The following is a 17,975-nucleotide window of genomic DNA, read 5'->3' on the forward strand; positions in this document are numbered from 1 at the left end:
TTTAATAGGTCAATGTCAATCCTCCACCCAGGCCCATATCACTATCATAATGACTGGATACCGAAAAATACTTCGTAACAATATACCTGAAACCCGCAGTGTATTCTTTGTCGGTATTGCCCATTACCGTAAACCTTAGCCGGCTGGTGAGCGGTATATCCTCCCGGCCCAGTTGAAACCTTAATTTACCATTGCCATCAATCCTTGCATCGGCAACAAACAGCATGGGCAGGGTGTAAGCCAGGCCGACTACCGCGGTATGGCGGTTGTTTTTATTGCTCACCTGGCCAAACAGGTTCTTTTCCTGCCCTGTGGCTTTCTTATAGTGATAATCAAACCCGGCATAACCATACAGCCATTGCATCTGGCCAAAATAACGGCCAATCATGGTTTCACTTTCATAGCCTTTGGTGTCTTTAATCCCCAGGTGCCACATGGTCCATAATTTCCAGCGTGTATTTGCAAAGCTTAAATTGCCATCGCTGCCATTGCTTTCCAGGCCAACTTTAGCCATCGGGTAAAAACGCCGGTCATCAGCATAAACCTTTTTAATAGCGTCTGCCGGGTCGGGTAGTTCGGGGTTTGGTGGGGAGTTTTCGTAACTAAAAATGCGGCCCATTCCGCTCATCATGTGGTATAAAATATGGCAATGGAAAAACCAGTCGCCGCTTTCGGTAGCTGCAAATTCTATGGTGTCGGTTTCCATCGGCATTATATCCAATGTGTTTTTCAAAGGAGAATAGTCGCCCTGTCCGTTCAGTACCCTGAAATAGTGCCCGTGCAGGTGCATGGGGTGCCGCATCATGGTATTGTTATACAGGATAATTCGCACATTTTCACCCTTCTTGATCAATATTTTATCCGATTCGGAAACGGTTTTATTGTTGATGGTCCAAACATAACGGTTCATGTTCCCGGTAAGGTTAAAATGCAGCAGTTTAACCGGTCCGGCAGGTAGGGTTGTAGGCTTTACCGCCTTTAACATGCCATAGTTTAAAGTAACCATGCCGCCAGTGCTTCCCATATCCATGCCCGGCATATCCGCCATTTTTTTATCCGGTGCGACTGTGTCCTTTTTCGTTGCATCATCGCTCATTTCCGGGTACATCACTGTATTCATGTCCATCACCTGGTTGGTCATCACCATGCCATCCATCTTTTTCATGTTGCCGTCTGCACCCATCATGCCGTTCATCATTTGCATACCTTCAAAGTATTTTAAATGCGGCAGGAGCTTGGCCTTAATTTGCGTCCCGCTGCCCAGCCATAACGAAGTTGATTTGGTACGGTCTTCAGCGGTAGCCAAAAACTCAAAGCTGCCATCGTGGGGTATGGTAACTACCACATCATAGGTTTCGGCGGTGGCGATAATCAACCGGTCAACAGGCACAGGCTGTACATCTTCTCCATCGTTGGCCACTACGGTAATTTTGCCGCCGGCATAATTAAGCCAGAAGTAAGTTGATGAGCCACCATTCACGATTCGCAACCTCACCTTGTCGCCTTTTTTAAATTGCGGCGCATGGTTAACCGCCTTACCATTGCTAAAAAAGCGGTCGTAGTACACATCGCTTACATCCATCGCCACCATTCTTTTCCACTCGTTGGTCAGCTTGGTTTTAAAATGACCTTCGGCTATCGCTTCCGCGTAATTTTGCGTGCTGCCTTTACGTATTGCGTACCAATCGGTTTGGTTATGCAGCGAACGTTCTACCTCGTCGGGGTTCTCATCTGTCCAGTCGCTTAGCAGCAGGGTGTATTCTTTTTGCGCGGCATCGTGTTTTGGATGAATAACAAATGCGCCATACATGCCGCTTTGCTGCTGTGTCATGGTATGCGAGTGGTACCAGTAAGTACCATGCTGCACCAGCGGAAACTTGTAGAAATGTGTTTCGCCAGGCCCGATCGGGGCAGTAGTGAGGTATGAAACACCATCGTAGCGGTTGGGCAATATCAGCCCATGCCAGTGGATGGAGGTTTCCATCATCATTTCGTTATGTACATAAATCTCGGCAGTATCGCCTTCGGTAAATTCAAGCGCCGGAGCAGGTATGCTCCCATTTATTACCATGGCAGGCCTCGCTTTGCCGGTATAGTTTACTGTAGAATCGCCGATATACAGGTGATAAATTTCGCGATTACCAATTTTGGTGTAAAAGGGTTTGCGCGGTTCTTTACTATCCATCTTCATATCCATCATATGCTGGGCATTAGCAGAAACAGACAGCAAGAAGATAACGGGTAACAGCAGGTATCTTTTCATATCAAAATAAGCTGCCGGACCAATGCCGGCAGCGCTTAAATAATTTATTTCGTTGCCGGGCTCAGCGTTTCAGTAACCTTGCCACAGGTTAGCATTTGTTTGCCGTAGTAAGGATTCTTAATCTCGCTGGTCTCGCTCAACCAGGTAGCTTTTTTCATTGGGCAATACTGCTCATAAATTACCGCGGTATTCATTTTTAAACCCTTTACCAATTCGTAGAGATTTTTTGAGAGACTGGTAAAATACTCCCGCTGATGATCAAGCGCGCTGCTCTCGCGTATATGCCTGCCGTCGAATTGCAATTTGGTTGAGTAACTCATCCAAAGATTATGCTGGTCGGCAGTAAACTTATCCATTGGCACTGCGGTAATGGCTGCAAGTAAAGCTTTGGCACTGGCTTGCGCCAGGTTATTATTATCGGCTGTAAGTGCATTTTTAACCCCGTAATAGGCGGTTACCACATTATTAACCGCAGTACTAGTTGTAACAGCCTGCGCCTTTATTTGTGTCGACGATGTTAAAACAATTAAGGCTATAATTAACGATTTTATATTTTTCATGATTTTGTTTAATGTTCAGCAATCTGTTGGTTTAAGTATTAAACCAGCTGCTTACAACCGTATTTAAGCGGTCGCAAATCGTGTTTTTAACAGAAAGTATTATTTAATAATTAAAGCTACTATAATTTAGACAATAGAATGTCGTGGCCGTAAATACAGCAAAGCTTAAATCAGATTTGAAGGGAACGTAATTGGATGGACAAGGACTTGCCCGATTTGCCGGGAGGTGCTTTGGTGTCGGCCCAGCAATAATTAGTTAACTGCAGTTTGGTCGTAAAAAGCCCTTCTGGTACAACAAATGCAATTAATACCGGCGTGGGCGAAAACTGGTAGTCGAAGCCCGGTTTAAGATTTTCTTTAACCACATATGCGCCGTGCTGTTTGCAACAGTCACAGCCTGAGCCATTGGTACAATGTTTTTTAGACTGATGGTCGTGGTTATGCGCCATAGCCATGGCCGGTTTTTTAACCATGCTTTCGGCAGCGCAGTGCACAATACAAACAAACATCCCTGTTGTAAGTAACAGGTAAAATGCTGCCATACTGAAAACCGCTGCCTTTTTCATTAATAACAAAGTTATAGTTTATACAGAGAAATGTTTTATACAATTATGGTTTAATGTTATAAAATTACGCAAAGGCGATATAAACCCAGGGATAATGGTTTTGTCGCCATTTGACAGAACGCTCGATAAAGCTTCAGTTTGCCGAATTATTTATTGAACAGGGGCACAGGTTAAGTTACCGGGTCTCAATTACCAGCACCGTCTCCTTCTTTGTATCAAGGGATAAATCACCTATTTTAATAGATCCACGCAAAACTGTATATCCGGCAAGCGTTTTATATTGCCTTGTTGAAGGATCAAATTGTTTTACCAATGCACCTTTGTCTTTAAACGCAAACGATACCGGCGATACGATCTTTTCGCCAGTATTATTAAGCAGGTACACAAAGTATTTATTGCCGCATTGTACACCGTGGCTTTCAATCCGGTCGGTAGTTACTGCAAATTGCTCAAAGCTTCCGTTTCCTGCTTTTAACATTTCGTCGCTTATCTGGCGTACGCCGTTAAAATAGGGCGTCATTTTCCGGGTGTCAAACAACTCCCACCACCAGGTCATGGGAAGCAATGGCGTAGGGCTGAAAAGGCCGTACCAAAGTCCGCGCTTGTAATCATAGTCTTCATCTTTGCCATATTTCGGGTCGTCGTCCTCCCACCTGAAGCCAAACTCGCCTACCACGTATGGCTTGCCAAAAGTTTGGATATAATCGGGGTATATAGCCGGGATTTTTTCGGTGTGTTTGTAAATATGTTTCTGGTTAAAATCGATATAAGCAACGGAGTTCATACCCATAATATCCCGGTGCGATACGCTGGTGGTAACCATATGACGATTAGGGTCGATATCTTTCAAATACCGGCTCATCTCATCGTGCCATTGGGTAATTGCTGCGTGTGGAATTAAGATACTGTCGGCCCCGTTGAAAGCGGCATTGTCAACCTCGTTAAAAAATTCAAATGCAGCAATGCTGGTGCTGTATCCCCAGCGGGCCACCACATAACGCAGCTTGTTTTTGTATTTATCGCGGGCGCCGCGCAGGGTGAAAAACTCAGTGGGCGTTTTTGCCGGGCCGCCGTTTACCACATTGTAGGGGCTGTTTTTCCAGCCGCCGCCCTCCATCAGGTGGCCGTGCCAGTCCATCGTTAGCATAAAATACAGGTGCAGCGAATCTGTAAGGTTTACCAGTTCATCCATGCGTTTGATGGCACCCGGGTTAAAGTATTCGGTTGTATTGCCGTATCGTTTCGTTGAATTTACCTTTTGCCATTCCAGCGGCATGTTCCAATAGCACATCCAGGTGCGGAAAAAGTTAGCGCCGTTTTTCGCTAGCGTTGGCAGCAAATAATCATAAGTCCATTTTGGGTTTTCGAACGCGCGCGACTCCCAGCCAACGTTTTCACCAATGCCCCTAAAAAGTTGCCCGTTATCAAATTTGAAAGTCCATAAGGAGTTTTTGTGTAAGAAACCCGGCTTTAAAGAGGCAACGGCAATAAAGCCACCGGATGCAGATTCAACCGCGCCCGTTTTGTTTTGAACCCTGAAGTGATAAACATATTTTCCGGCTTCCTGCGGCGCAAACCGGGCTCTCCAAACCGAGGCAGTTGTATCGCCACCTTCAAAGTAACAGGGCAACGCAACGGGTTTGCCCGATGGCGAGATAAGCAACATATCAAGTGTTATATCCTTCTGGTTATATGGATTGCTATACAGCGCAGTGGGCTTTATTTCCCATTCTGCTTTTTCATATTGCTTTACGGTTTTATTTAATAGCCCGTACCCGTTTATTTTCGGCTGCGCTATGCCGGCAAAATCAGCTAATATCAACAGAAAAAAGCCTGGGATAATTTTAAGTGCTTTCATTAGTGCCCTAAAATTATGAATAAAAAAGTTCGTGCGCACCACCGGCAATAAATTGTAACAATAGTGTACAAGCCAGGCCCTCAGCTGGCCTTATTTACAAGTCATCTTTGCTTTCGCCAACCCTCACGTAAGTAAAGTCGTACGAAGTTGTCCAGGTTTTGCCGTTATCGGCCGAGGTTTCGTTAAACTGCTTTACGGTGCCGTCGCTTTGGTTGTAGAAAATAAATCGGCCTATCAGTTTTTGGTTTTGCGGGCCGGTGGTTTCAAAGGTGAAACGCATGGCGCCGTCCTTATATTCGCCATTTACAAACTCCTGTACGCCGCCGCCGGCCCACGATTGTTTCCATTTGCCGGTAACCGGGTCGATAAAATTGATGCTTTTGCCATTGTTGGCTGCGTTACTCGATGTCCAGTTCTCCAAAATGGCACAGCCCCCGGCAATTCGCTGTATTACGCTATGCCCTGCCACAATCTTCGTCCCGGTTACGTATACCTTCCATTCCCCAACCCAAAAATCAAACTCACGGGCCTGTTTGTTAACCATACAAGGATCGGCATTGTTAAAAACGGCAGTACGTAATTCTTTGAAACGTGGAGTGCTCCTTATTCTATCGAAGTCCTTTAAATTATCCAGTTCGGTAAACTGCACGTAGCCATTAGCCCGGGCGCTATCAATGCTTGCATAGGCAAGCTCTGGTTTATTTTGCAATGCGTTTAGCCGCGCCATACGCGAGTAAATGGAAGCTTTAAGCGGCGGTCCTGCCTTTAATGTCAACGCTTTATGATAACCCATTAGAGCCGTTTCGTAGTCGCCTGTATTGTAATACGAAAAGGCCATCCTGTTCCACCAAATGGCATTTTTCGAGGTGTCATTCACCAGGTTTTTATAGGCGATCCTGGCGTGCGCATAGTCCCCGGCTAAAAACAGGGAATCAGCGGTTTTAACCTGTGGCGATTGAGCAATGGCCGTTAAGATAATGCCGGGCGTAAAAATTGCCAGTACAAAAATGGTAAGTGCTTTAAACATAAGGACGGGTTTAAATAAATATTGTTCAAGCGTAATATTACCGGATTTGCCGGCGCTTTTACGTGCTAAAAATGACTTTTTTTGTCTTGCTTAAGCGATAACTTTCAGGGGAACATCCATAAACTTTTTTGAACAACCTGCAAAACGAACTGACATCGGCATAGCCTGTGTCAAAACAAACTTCGGATATGGGTATTTGAGTGTTAATCAACAAACGGGCTGCAACCGATATTCGCTTGTTTATTAAATACTGGTAAGGGGTTTGCCCGAAGTATAGTTTAAAATTGCGTAACAGGTAGGCGCTGTTTAAACAGGATATTTGGCCCAATTTTTCAAGCGTCACATCGTCAACGTAGCACGATTCGATATAGTCCTTTGCATAGTGTAGGCGTTTGTGTAATTCTTTTTGGGTTGATAGTTTAACCGCTTTAACTTTTTTTACTTCATTTAAAATATGCTGCTGCGAAAACATAAGATTCTGAAGCAATTGGTAATAGCTTTCTGAAATCTCGCCCCTGTTTTCCCCAAAGTTTTTAGCCAGGGCCCTTAACCCGGCTATGTTATTCCTCAAATCGCCGCTATGGCGATAAAGCGTCTCAACAAATTCGCACGACCCGCCGCCGATGAAACCCGGGTCATCAATCAGTTTCGTATCTGCATAAAGGCTGCTTTTAACCTGGTTAACAAAAGCGCCGGTAAAGTTTACGGTAAAAGATTCTACTGTTTTTTTAGCGGCTATAAAGCTCGAATAATATTGCCCTTCATTACAAATAAAATAGGCGTCATCAGTAACCGCATAATACCTGTCGCTAATTTTATACGTCTCAGTGCCGCCAAAGGCGCATTTTATCGAAAGGCAGCCCCAATGCTCTGTGTATGAAACGTCAGATGAGTGGGCATTTATTATGACATTTGATCGCCTGAAAGTTTCGTTATATGCATCAATATCAAAACCCGGGGTATCAAAACGGGGGAACTTATCAATCAAAGCAAAATTATTTGCTACTGGCATAAATAGGACAATTAAAAAGGTGTTATCAAATATAATATTTATGTAGTTGTTAGGATGTGCTTAACCTGCCCTGAAAATTCTTATATTAATAGGAAAACATTTGTTTTTCTAAAATAGATTGTATAGCTTCACATATCTCTTAGCCAATGAACAACGACACCCGGAAAATCATTATTTTCGATGATGATGAGGACATCCTTTCTATTTGCAGTTTTATTTTAGAAGAACAGGGATGGGCAGTGAATGCCTACGCTGATTGCAATAATATTGTCGAAAAGGTATCGGCAATTATGCCGGATGTAATCCTTATGGACAACTGGATCCCTGACGACGGGGGCATTATCGCCACGCAAAAACTTAAGCAAAACGAAACGCTTAAAAACATCCCCATTATTTATTTTTCGGCTAACAGCGATATTGAACTGCTGGCGAATCATGCCGGTGCAGAAACCTACCTTGCCAAGCCATTCGACCTGGAAGAGCTGGAGCGGGTTATTAACTCGGTGTTAGTATAAAGTTTAAAATATCCATATAAGAAAAAAAGCTTCCCTGTTTATGCAAGGAAGCTTTTTTGTTGCTATTGAGGGCCACCGCCGGGAAGGCCACCCGGACCGCCGCCGTCACCGCGGTTACCACCGCCGCCACCATCTCGTCTAAACCCGCGCGAAGACGGGTCGCCCATTGGCGATTTGCCGGCGAATTTTTGTAGCCGTAACGTAAATGTTGCCAGGAAATAACGCGACAGCCTGTTAACCTGTGTTTGGGTAATTGAACTTGCCGTAGTTGTTGACGAAAACCCGGTGTTTTGATTAAATAAATCGAACGCCGAAACGCGGATGGTACCGCGATGATCTTTCATAAACCTGCGCTCAAGGTAAATGTTTAACACGTTGGGGTTGGCAATGGCCACGTTCGACGTATATCCATAGTTGGAAATATGCGAAAAGTCATAGCTAAATGTCCAGTCGCCAAAATAGTTTTTGCCGTTAATGCCAGATGACCATGCGCGGATATTTGATACGCCTTCAGTAAGTGAGTTGGATATCGAATTTTGTGTTCTGTTTATGCTGTAGTTGGTGAACACCTGGGCATCAATATGGTTGGTAATATCAACGCGGAAAGATAAACCCGGTGTAACCTGCAGGTTTTTGGCAATGTTTTTCTGCGTGTCAAAAACGCCGCTGGTGTCAACACTGGTTAAGTAGCCTATATTGTTGGCATAAGTAAGCGTTCCGTTAAGGTTTAACGAAAACTTACGATTGTCCCATGGCTTTGAATAAGTAGCCCGGCCCTGGATGCTATAGAATCCGCTGGCGTTGGTATATGTTGTTAAAATAGTGTTCTGAAACCTTGGGTCGCGGGCGTAAACCCGCGGGAATGTTATACTGTTGGTAACCACAGCGTTTTGCGTGGTTTGCAAATTTGCCGACACAAAGAATACGTCGCCTGTAGCAAAGCTGAAATTGTTATACCTGATCTGGAAGTTATTGGTAAACTGCGGTTTTAGGTTAGGATTACCCTCGGTTGGATATAGGGCATTTGAAAAATCAACAACCGGCTGCAGTTGCGTAAAACTTGGCTGACTGCTCGATCCGTTGTAAAGTACCGTAAATGCTTTGCTGCGCGAAAAATTGTAAACAAAACGGGCTGACGGGATTACGTTAAATGTCGACACGTGGGTTGACAAGCCGGTTTGCGGCGAATAGCCATCCAAAACTGATGGCAGCACACCTATGCCCAATACGTAGTTATATTTCTTTTCGCTAAAGCGGAAGTTTAAGCCAACGCGGTTGGTTGTAAAGTTGTAATTGTAACGTGTACTTAGGGCGCTGTCGTTCCTGAAAGCGACGTTTGCCTGGTCGAACAAAGTATCTGTTTCCTTATCGTTATTGGTGTTTGAGCGGCTAAACGTGTAGTTTAATTCCAGGTACGAACGCTTGCCCAGTGGTTCGAGGTACGAGAAACCTACGTTATAGCTTGTTGTGCGACTGGTAACATTAATAACCTGGTTTGCCGGAGCAGTTGGCGCACCGGTAGTGAAGTTATACAGTGGATTTTGGAACGAATAATTATGCCCTGAATTGATGCTTGCGGTAATACTTAAATTACGCCTGCCTTTAATACGGCGATTGTATAAGGCAGTAAGTCCAAAGGTGGGCGCCTGCGAGTCGCCGGTAGTTGTTGATGTGTAAGCCGAGCTTACCGAACCATTCCGCACAAAATTAACGTTTTCAGCATCATTGGTGTTGGTGCCCGCGTATGTAAAATTAGGCGTTACCTTTAAATAGTTAACCGTATCCGGCTTGTATTCCATGTTCCAGTTAAACCGGTGGTTTATATTCTGGTCTTTTTCGTTGCTGCTTTGGTTTTGGGTTGATGGGTTTGTTGGCGATGTATTTTGCTGTAAAATATTGTTGATGGTGTTAGTAGTGTTATCAGCAAAGCTATAGCTGCCATATACTGAAAGGTGCTTCCCCCACTGATCGCGAAAGTTTAAACCTATCAAGTGCGCATTGGTAATACCGTTGGCACTGGTAATAAGGCTGCCGTTGGCATTCCCGCCGCCACGGCCAGCATTACCCCGTCCGCCGCCGCCGCCAAATCCACCGCCGCCACCACCACCGGTGCTGCCGAACGAAAACGTGTTAACGTTGGTATTGTTAATGCTTCCTAATACGGCGATTTGTTGGTCGCCATTAAACCTGAAAGCATTTAAGGATGTTAAAAAGCGGTTTTGATTGGTTACCCCCTGATCTTTAGGTAACAAATCGCGGCCATCGCCGGCTGTGGCCTGGCCAAAATATCCGTAGTTCTTGTCTTTACGTACGGTTATGTTCATTATTTTATCAGGGTCGCCGGTTTTAACTCCTGTAAGGTTAGCCTGGTCACCATAATCATCAATCATCTGGATGTTGTCGACCACATCGGCAGGCAGGTTTTTCAATGCACTCTGCACATCGCCGCCCATAAAGTCCTTGCCGTTAATCCTCACTTTAGTAACCTGTTTGCCCTGTGTGCTTACGTTGCCATTTATGTCAACATCAACACCGGGCAGCTTTTTTACCAGGTCTTCAACAGGTGCATTTTCGCGCACTTTATAGGCGCTGGCCTGGTATTGAACAGTATCCTCCTTTAACGTTACGGGTATAACGCCAACTATGGTTACCTCGTTCAGCATTTTCGACTCCGATTTTAACACAATCGTACCCAGATCTGCAGCGGTAGGGGTGTTATCTAAAGTGTAACGCCTTTTAAATAGCTTGTATCCAATATAACTTACCGTAACCGTTATTTTGGTACCCTTTATATTCTGGAAAACGAATTTTCCGTTTACATCAGCAATTGATATGGTGCTGTCGCCTTTGTCTGACACTAACTTCACGCTGGCCGATGGCACCGATAGTTTGGTGGTGTCAACCACGATACCATGTACTTCGCGGCCCGTTTGCGCGTATGAGGACGTTAGGGTAAAAAGAGCAATTGCAACGGCAAGTATTATCGATTTCATTTTGTTTTTGATGTACTGCAGGGGTTAATACTATTTAATAATATGCTTAATGACACAAATCGAATGCAAATGTTCAACAAAAACCGTTAAATATTTAATAATCATATCATTGTTACATATAAACAGAAAAAGCCCCCTGGTTAAAGGAGGCTTTAATATTTAGAAAGAATATAAATTAAATACTATTGTGTTAGCTATTAGTTAGATAAGTGAAGCGCTGCTGCTACCTCGTTGAAGTTCCTGATGTTTAGGTTTGGATTGGTAGCATTTAACGTTGTTATAGCTGTTCCGGGGATAACCACCACCCTGAAGTCGATACCGCTTGATTGGGTAAAGTTTGCTTTCAGGTCGATATAACCGACACCATAATCGTTAAAGGTAATAGAGTGACCTGCCTCAGAGTATGGTAAAGCATACCAGCCTGAACTTGACCCTGTATTACGCAGGTAAACCAACACGGTTCCCTGGTCAACAATAGCCTGGGTAATTGCAGGGATGGTAAATTTGGTAAGGCCGGCAACTACAACGCCTTTGTTTACCAACAGGAAGTTTTGAACGTTGGCATTTCCCGGGTCACCTTTATCGCCTTTTGGTCCTTGCGGGCCAGTTGCGCCTGTAGCTCCTGTGGCACCAGTTGCTCCTTTAGCGCCCGTTGCACCTGTGGCGCCAGTTGCACCAGTTGCACCGGCAGCACCGGTATCACCTTTAGGGCCTTGTGCACCAGTTGCTCCAGTTTGGCCGGTAGCGCCAGTTGCACCTATCGGCCCTTGAGGACCAATTGGGCCTTGTGCACCCGTGGCACCAGTAGCGCCTGTTGCACCAGTCGCCCCGGTGGCGCCTTGAGCACCTTGAGCGCCATCCTTACCGTTTGCTCCTGTTGCGCCAGTTGCTCCCTGGGCACCAGTTGCGCCGGTATCTCCTTTAGGGCCTTGCGGTCCAACCGGTCCGCCGGCTGGGCCAGCGGGGCCTTGTGGTCCAGCAGCACCTGTTGCACCTGTAGCGCCTTGTGCGCCGGTTGCTCCTGCAGCGCCAGTTGCACCAGCCGGTCCTGCCGTTTTATCCTTTTTACAAGCGGTAACGCTTAAAAGGAATATGAATGCAATGGGTAGTAAAAGTCTAAGTGGTTTCATAATTTCGGGTAATTTTTTTTGTTTATCGGTGCTTTTTACGGCGTGGGTTTCAAATAAGTTACATTAATTGCTTGGTAAAAGAAAAGTTATTCACAAGTCTATTAATTATCCACAATTAATGCTCCTGCTTTCCCCCAACAATTGTTTATAAGTAATGCAATGCAGGGGTAACAATATGGCACGATTTTCGTTTAAAGAACACTAAACATTAACCTATGGCTAACATTAATGCAAACCTGCACTCAAAAGTGCACAAGTGGATCGACGCGATCGGGTTCCGGCTTAACGGCTCGCAAACCAATAAAAACAACATTACCACTAATCATTATTTTTTTGAAACGTTCAATTTTTTTGAGCGGTCTAAAAATAACGATATGAAAAATTCAAAGTTTTTATGTTTCGACGCTTATGGCGAGAAAATAAACGTTAGATCACTGCTCGACCTGCAGACGGCATTTTTCGAGAATATCAGTCAGCTGTGATTTAGAGATTAGGTTGATGTTAGCCATGCTCTACAATTAATAAAAATATATACTGTATTTATTTGTATACGAAATAAAAGAGTCCCGTACTGTAAAACAGACGGGACTCTTTTATTGCTGAAAAATCCAGTGTATCAGCTGATTAGTATGCAATTAATAATTTTCCAAATCGTTTTTAACTATATCATCTGCTATTCCACGGCCTGCTGCTGGTATATTTACTATCGGCCTGGTTGGGTTTAATGTTTCCTTTATCCTTGCCTGCAAATCAACATAATGAGCGGTTGTAATTGCATCGCCGCCTTTTGGCAGTTTTGCCTGTATCATTTTCAATTCGGCACGCACCATCGGGCGAATATCCGACAGGGTCATGTTAATGGGTGTTAAGCCAAAATTTGCCATGGCACTTGCCGGAAAGCCGGGTATACCCCTGAAATCGTCGTTCAACAGGCTTTTTAGATCTTCGATGTATGCCCTTTGCAGGTTACGTTTAAACGCGTCAGGGCGGCCGGCTGTAAAAATGCCATCGCGCAGATCATTAAATAAATCAGCTACCGAATAAGCCTTGCTCCCGTTCCTGGTTTCGTTATCATACATGCGTGATATCCGTGATTGCGACAGCACGTTTGCAAGCGTATTGGTTTGCACACTTTTAATCCGGTTTAGCATTACACCGTTATCAAATTTTGATAGCTCCTGGCTTTCAATCAACCACATTGGCGTCGTAAATACTTCTTTGTTAAAAAAAGTTACGGCATCATGCTGTAAGCCTTTGGCAACAAAGTCGTAAACAGGTCCTTTCTGGTCGTACGTTTTAAAGTTCTCGTTCATACCACCAATGTTTGTTGCAACGTGACCCATATAGCGGCTAAACTGGTTTAAAACCTCGCCGTATAAACTTTGCAGATCATCGTAGTCTTCGCCAGGCTGATAGGTCCACTTCTCAATGTTCGGTAAAATGCGTTTTAGGTTGGCAATGCCATAAGTGCTTGCTTTCATGGCGTTATCGCCTAAGTCTTCATTTTGCAGGCGAGGGTCGATGCTTGTTCCCTGGCGGCCGTAATAATAAAGCGGGTTGCCTGCTTTTTCTTTTGTCCAAACGTCAAGCATTTCTTTTTCCTGTTTAATGCTCTTTTTGCCAGGGAACCATGTATAGCCCCACTTTATTGCCCAAAGGTCGTACTCACCTATTTGCGGGTACAAATGCGTTACCCCATCGCCTGGCTGGGCAATGTAGTTAAACCGCGCATAATCCATAATTGACGGGGCCGTGCCATGCTTGTCTGTAAATGCTTTCGAACGAAGCGAATCAACGGGGTAGGCGTAGCTTGAGCCAAAGTTGTGTGGCAGGCCCAGCGTGTGCCCTATTTCGTGCGATGAAACAAAACGTATCAGTTCACCCATCTGCTCGTCGGTAAATTTTGCCTTGCGTGCTTCAGGGTTTACTGCGGCAGTTTGTACAAAATACCAATCGCGCAGCAATTGCATAACGTTATGGTACCAGCCTACGTGGCTTTCCAGTATTTCGCCGGTACGCGGGTCAGATATATGCGGACCATAAGCATTCTCAACATTAGATGCGAAATATCTGATTACGCTGTAACGGGCATCTTCTGTACTAAATTCGGGGTCTTCTTTTGCTGTCGGCGCTGTTTTACCGACAATGGCATTTTTAAAACCAGCGGCCTCAAATGCTTTTTGCCAGTCGTTTATTCCCTGTATCAGATACGGAACCCATTTTTTTGGTGTTGCAGGATCAATGTAATACACAATTTGCTTCTTTGGCTCAACCAGTTCCCCGCGGGCATAGGCCGCTTCGTCCTTTGGCTCCAGTTTCCAGCGATGTATGTACGCCGTTACTTCCGATTTTTGGGCATCAGTTCCGTAATCCGTTTGGCTTTGTCCAAAATAACCAACCCTTGGGTCCCGCAAACGTGCCTTTGTCGGTGTTTTTGGCAATAATAACATCGATGTATTTAATTCAAATGTTATCGCTGCGTTGGTATTATCGGTTGGAGATTCGGCGGAGCGATAGGTTTTTAAAGTACGTGCCTCGATATTTATCGGGAAGCTTTTTATAGAATCGATGTATGATCGCGAATTGTCAATAGCCGATACCTTATACGCCTTTTTCAATTCGTCAGAGATCCCTATGGCAGCTATATCGCCGTTATAAAAGTCTGTTACGTCAATTACAACACCGGTTGTGTCTTTATTATAGGCTTTTATGTCAAACGAAGCAAGTACCACATCGAGGTTGGAATTTTTTACGGACTGGTACATATCAGTTGTGCTGTCGGCCCGTATAGAATAGCTTGGCACACGTATATAAACCTGTTTATCATGGCGTTCCCATTTCCAAACCTGGTCGTTCGCTTCTTCGCCGCCATATTGCTGATTGGATACCTTAATATTAGCGGGAGTTTTTGCAAAGCGGGTAACAACCAGCATTTCGCGGTTCAATAATGAATCGGGGATTTCATAATAATATTTACCGTCAACTTTATAAGTGTTAAAAAGCCCGTTATCAACTTTGGTTTTTGACGGGATAAGGTCGCCGAATTTTTTGATGCCCTCTTTTTTACCAGGGCCAATTGTAGCAGTAGCAGTCGAGCCGGCGGCTGTGGAAGTTGTTTTAACGGTTACAGTTTGTGCGGCAGCTTCCTTCTTGGTTTTGCACGAACCTGCTATTACGGCAATGGTAATAGCAGTTAAGCATAACCACGCGTTTTTACGTAATGGTTTAATCATATAGTCAATTATTAAATAAGTCAGTTAAAGTGTAAACTTATGCAAAATACAAACCATTTGGGAATAGCAACATTTTTGTTACAAATATGGGTTTAAAATCACCCCATACGGGGGATGCTTAAATGTCAAAAGCTGATTTGATGAAAGATTATATACGGCGCTTTAAGGTTAAAACAACCTCGTCTTTCTTTTTGTCGTGGTAAACCTCCAAAAGCAAGCTGCGGTCATTTTGCGATTTAAAAAGGTTGTCAATTTGTTCAAGGGTCATGTTTTTAACTGGCTTTAAGTTTATCGCCAGTATTTCGTCATCCTTTTCAAGCCCTATTTCATCAGCGGGCGAGCCCGGTTCAACCCTGCTGATAACAATGCGGTTTAAATCTTCGCCGGCACCATAGTACTCCAGGCCGCTCATATCGTGTTCAAAAGGGCGGGTAAAATCAGGCCCCTGCTTTAAATATACAGCGCTGTCGGGGTAGTCAATTATAACGCTAAACCGCTTAAGAATACCTATACCCAGGTTTCCGTCGCGTTTTACTGCCAGGCCCTTATATTGGTCGCCCTGCGGAAAGGAGGTAATCACATTGGGTATTTTAAACTTCCCTATGTCGAGCTCTTTTACGCGGCCTAAAAAGCCACTTACTGGCCCGGTAAGCCCCAGACCCAGGTTGGCTGCGATAAATTTTGATGGAAGGCCATGTTTTACAATAGCGTTTTCAAGCGATAGTGCATGGCCGGCGCCCAGGTCGAGCACTAGTTTTGCATCCACCTTGCTGCCATCGGTATAGGTAACCTTTGTATGTATATAAGGCTTCCGGTCTTGAACAGTCATTGGTATTTTTGTCCCCTTTTTATACAGCCGGATATCTTTTGCTTTAGAAACAGAAAGGGTGCTGTCAGAAAATTCAATCTTAACAGCCAGGTTATTAAAAAACTCGTAGCCCAGCAACCCGTGAATAGGTATACCCGCATAGTTGGAGAGGCCAAAATGGTCGGTCTTTAATATAGCCGCCGCAACATCATAACTTTTCAGGCCGCGAATTTGTATGTCTAAGGCAGATGTAACATAGGCTTCGTAAGCCTCGCCGTCGCCAATGCCATTTATTTTTAAGGTACGTTTGTTAACTATGTTTATCGAGTCGACCAATTTGGGGTCGGTTATCAGCATCAGACCGACGCCGGTGTCTAAAATAAAATTAAAAGGGCCCTTATTATTAATGTTAACCTGGATGACGATCATGTCCCTTATCATTTTAAAAGGAACGGTAACATGTTTTCTGTTATCTTTCAAGTCGAAATATTGGGCATTTGCAATTGAATGCCAACAGCAAAGCGACAACAGCAGCACAGTAAAATACAACGCGGCTCTAATTTGGATGGCGCGTTTTATGGTATGGAATAGCCTAATCAACAAACGTTTATATTTGGTTATCAAACGTACAAATTAATCATATAAAATTAACATCAATGCAGCGGAATGTATTTAAAATAATAACGCTTGGTTTCTGCCTTTTAATGTGTTTTGGCTATAGCTGTGCTGATAAAATACGTAAACGACCAATAAAAAGGCAGTTTGCGCATACCCCGGGAACAAGCGGCCATTTTACCGGCTTTGCATTGTACGACCTGGACAATAAGAAGATGGTGTATGAGCTTAACAGCGATAAATATTTTAACCCGGCATCAAACACCAAGCTGTTTACCTTTTATACCTGTTTGAAGATGCTGGGTGATTCGGTTCCCGCACTCAAATATATTACCAAAGGCGACTCGCTGATTTTTTGGGGTACAGGCGACCCTTCATTTTTGCATAGCGATTTAAAGGGGGTAAAGGGGTTTGATTTTTTAAAGAACAGCGGCAAAAAACTATTCTTTTCGCCCGGTAATTATACCGGTCAGTTTTTTGGACCGGGCTGGGCCTGGGATGATTATAACGACTATTACCAAGCCGAAATAAACGAGCTGCCGGTTGAAGATAATGTGGCCCTTATTTATGCCGATAAAAACGATTCGCTGCAAATAAAACCGGCTTACCTGAAGCGGTATTTAAAATGCGATACACTTTATCGCCCCGCAAAATTCACGGTAAAACGCGACCTTTTAAGCAACACATTTGTGTATCCTTTTATGGCTTTGCCCAAAAACTTTAAGCAGGAAATCCCCTGGAAAGTAAGTGCCGAACTTACTGTGGAACTATTACAGGACACGCTTAAGCAACCCGTTACTGTGGTACATATGCCCATCCCCGCAAATGTAAAAACTATTTACGATGCCAATGCCGATTCAGTTTACAGGCGCATGCTGCAGCCAAGCGACAATTTTATTGCCGAGCAGTTGCTGCTGGTTTGCTCGTCGGCAAAATTCCAGGCACTTAATACCGATTCAGTAATTAATTATTCGAAAGCGACTTTTTTAGATGATTTGCCCGATGCGCCGCAATGGGTTGACGGCTCGGGTTTGTCGCGTTATAACCTGTTTACGCCACGCAGTATTGTGGCCCTTTTATGTAAGATCCTTGAAGAGAAGAAAAACGACGACCTTGTGCATAGTCTCTTCCCTGCAGGTGGCTCAACAGGCAGCATCCGTAAGATTTACAAAACCGAAAACGGGCAACCTTTTGTTTGGGCCAAAACCGGCTCATTTTCCAATAATTATAACCAAAGCGGTTACCTCGTTACTAAAAAAGGGAAGAGGTTGGCATTTGCGTTCATGAACAACAATTTCACCCGCACTGTTACCGAAATAAGGGACGAAATAGTAAGGATAATTACATTTATACACGATGAGTATTAGTTCATAGTTGATGGTTCATAGTTCATAG

Annotated in this window: 13 protein-coding genes; 3 read left to right on the forward strand and 10 right to left on the reverse strand. The window is 44.2% G+C overall.

Annotated elements, in window-relative coordinates; translation table 11 throughout:
- Position 1 precedes the first annotated feature (1 nt).
- From Q0R52_RS25805 to Q0R52_RS25830, 6 genes are all read right to left on the reverse strand, one after another.
- The gene (locus Q0R52_RS25805; protein WP_295800604.1) at positions 2–2,263 is read right to left on the reverse strand and encodes a multicopper oxidase domain-containing protein; all 2,262 of its coding nucleotides are present in this window, start codon (positions 2,261–2,263) and stop codon (positions 2–4) included.
- Between the two features lie 44 nt (positions 2,264–2,307).
- Positions 2,308–2,823 (reverse strand): DUF3347 domain-containing protein, encoded by a 516-nt coding sequence (locus Q0R52_RS25810; protein WP_295800606.1) that lies wholly within the window; start codon positions 2,821–2,823, stop codon positions 2,308–2,310.
- A gap of 170 nt (positions 2,824–2,993) precedes the next feature.
- Entirely contained in the window at positions 2,994–3,389 is a 396-nt protein-coding gene (locus Q0R52_RS25815) for a hypothetical protein (protein ID WP_295800613.1), read from the reverse strand.
- 175 nt (positions 3,390–3,564) lie between these two features.
- Positions 3,565–5,247: a DUF5060 domain-containing protein gene (locus tag Q0R52_RS25820; protein WP_295800615.1), complete on the reverse strand. Its 1,683-nt coding sequence runs from the start codon at positions 5,245–5,247 to the stop codon at positions 3,565–3,567.
- Positions 5,248–5,341: 94 nt separating this feature from the next.
- The gene (locus Q0R52_RS25825; protein WP_295800617.1) at positions 5,342–6,274 is read right to left on the reverse strand and encodes a hypothetical protein; all 933 of its coding nucleotides are present in this window, start codon (positions 6,272–6,274) and stop codon (positions 5,342–5,344) included.
- Between the two features lie 58 nt (positions 6,275–6,332).
- Complete coding sequence (locus Q0R52_RS25830) at positions 6,333–7,286, reverse strand: AraC family transcriptional regulator (RefSeq protein WP_295800620.1); 954 nt, start codon at positions 7,284–7,286, stop codon at positions 6,333–6,335.
- Between the two features lie 146 nt (positions 7,287–7,432).
- Between Q0R52_RS25830 and Q0R52_RS25835 the strand changes: the two genes are divergently transcribed.
- The gene (locus Q0R52_RS25835) at positions 7,433–7,801 is read left to right on the forward strand and encodes a response regulator (RefSeq protein WP_295800622.1); all 369 of its coding nucleotides are present in this window, start codon (positions 7,433–7,435) and stop codon (positions 7,799–7,801) included.
- A 62-nt stretch (positions 7,802–7,863) separates the two neighbouring features.
- Here the strand turns inward: Q0R52_RS25835 and Q0R52_RS25840 are convergent, their stop codons facing one another.
- On the reverse strand, positions 7,864–10,794 hold the full coding sequence (locus tag Q0R52_RS25840) for an outer membrane beta-barrel protein (protein ID WP_295800625.1): 2,931 nt from the start codon (positions 10,792–10,794) through the stop codon (positions 7,864–7,866).
- A gap of 197 nt (positions 10,795–10,991) precedes the next feature.
- Positions 10,992–11,924 carry a hypothetical protein gene (locus tag Q0R52_RS25845; RefSeq protein ID WP_295800628.1) on the reverse strand — a complete coding sequence of 311 codons (933 nt, stop codon included), beginning with the start codon at positions 11,922–11,924 and terminating at the stop codon, positions 10,992–10,994.
- 215 nt (positions 11,925–12,139) lie between these two features.
- Here Q0R52_RS25845 and Q0R52_RS25850 point away from each other — a divergent pair, with 215 nt between their 5' ends.
- Entirely contained in the window at positions 12,140–12,406 is a 267-nt protein-coding gene (locus tag Q0R52_RS25850) for a hypothetical protein (protein WP_252792967.1), read from the forward strand.
- Positions 12,407–12,559: 153 nt separating this feature from the next.
- On the opposite strand, the gene Q0R52_RS25855 is transcribed toward Q0R52_RS25850, so the two are convergent.
- Entirely contained in the window at positions 12,560–15,157 is a 2,598-nt protein-coding gene (locus Q0R52_RS25855; protein WP_295800631.1) for a zinc-dependent metalloprotease, read from the reverse strand.
- Between the two features lie 148 nt (positions 15,158–15,305).
- Positions 15,306–16,565 (reverse strand): aspartyl protease family protein, encoded by a 1,260-nt coding sequence (locus Q0R52_RS25860; protein WP_295800633.1) that lies wholly within the window; start codon positions 16,563–16,565, stop codon positions 15,306–15,308.
- A gap of 56 nt (positions 16,566–16,621) precedes the next feature.
- Between Q0R52_RS25860 and Q0R52_RS25865 the strand changes: the two genes are divergently transcribed.
- Positions 16,622–17,947 (forward strand): D-alanyl-D-alanine carboxypeptidase, encoded by a 1,326-nt coding sequence (locus Q0R52_RS25865; protein WP_295800636.1) that lies wholly within the window; start codon positions 16,622–16,624, stop codon positions 17,945–17,947.
- Positions 17,948–17,975: the final 28 nt, after the last annotated feature.

This window comes from Mucilaginibacter sp. (genome assembly GCF_025359345.1).
Taxonomy (GTDB): domain Bacteria; phylum Bacteroidota; class Bacteroidia; order Sphingobacteriales; family Sphingobacteriaceae; genus Mucilaginibacter.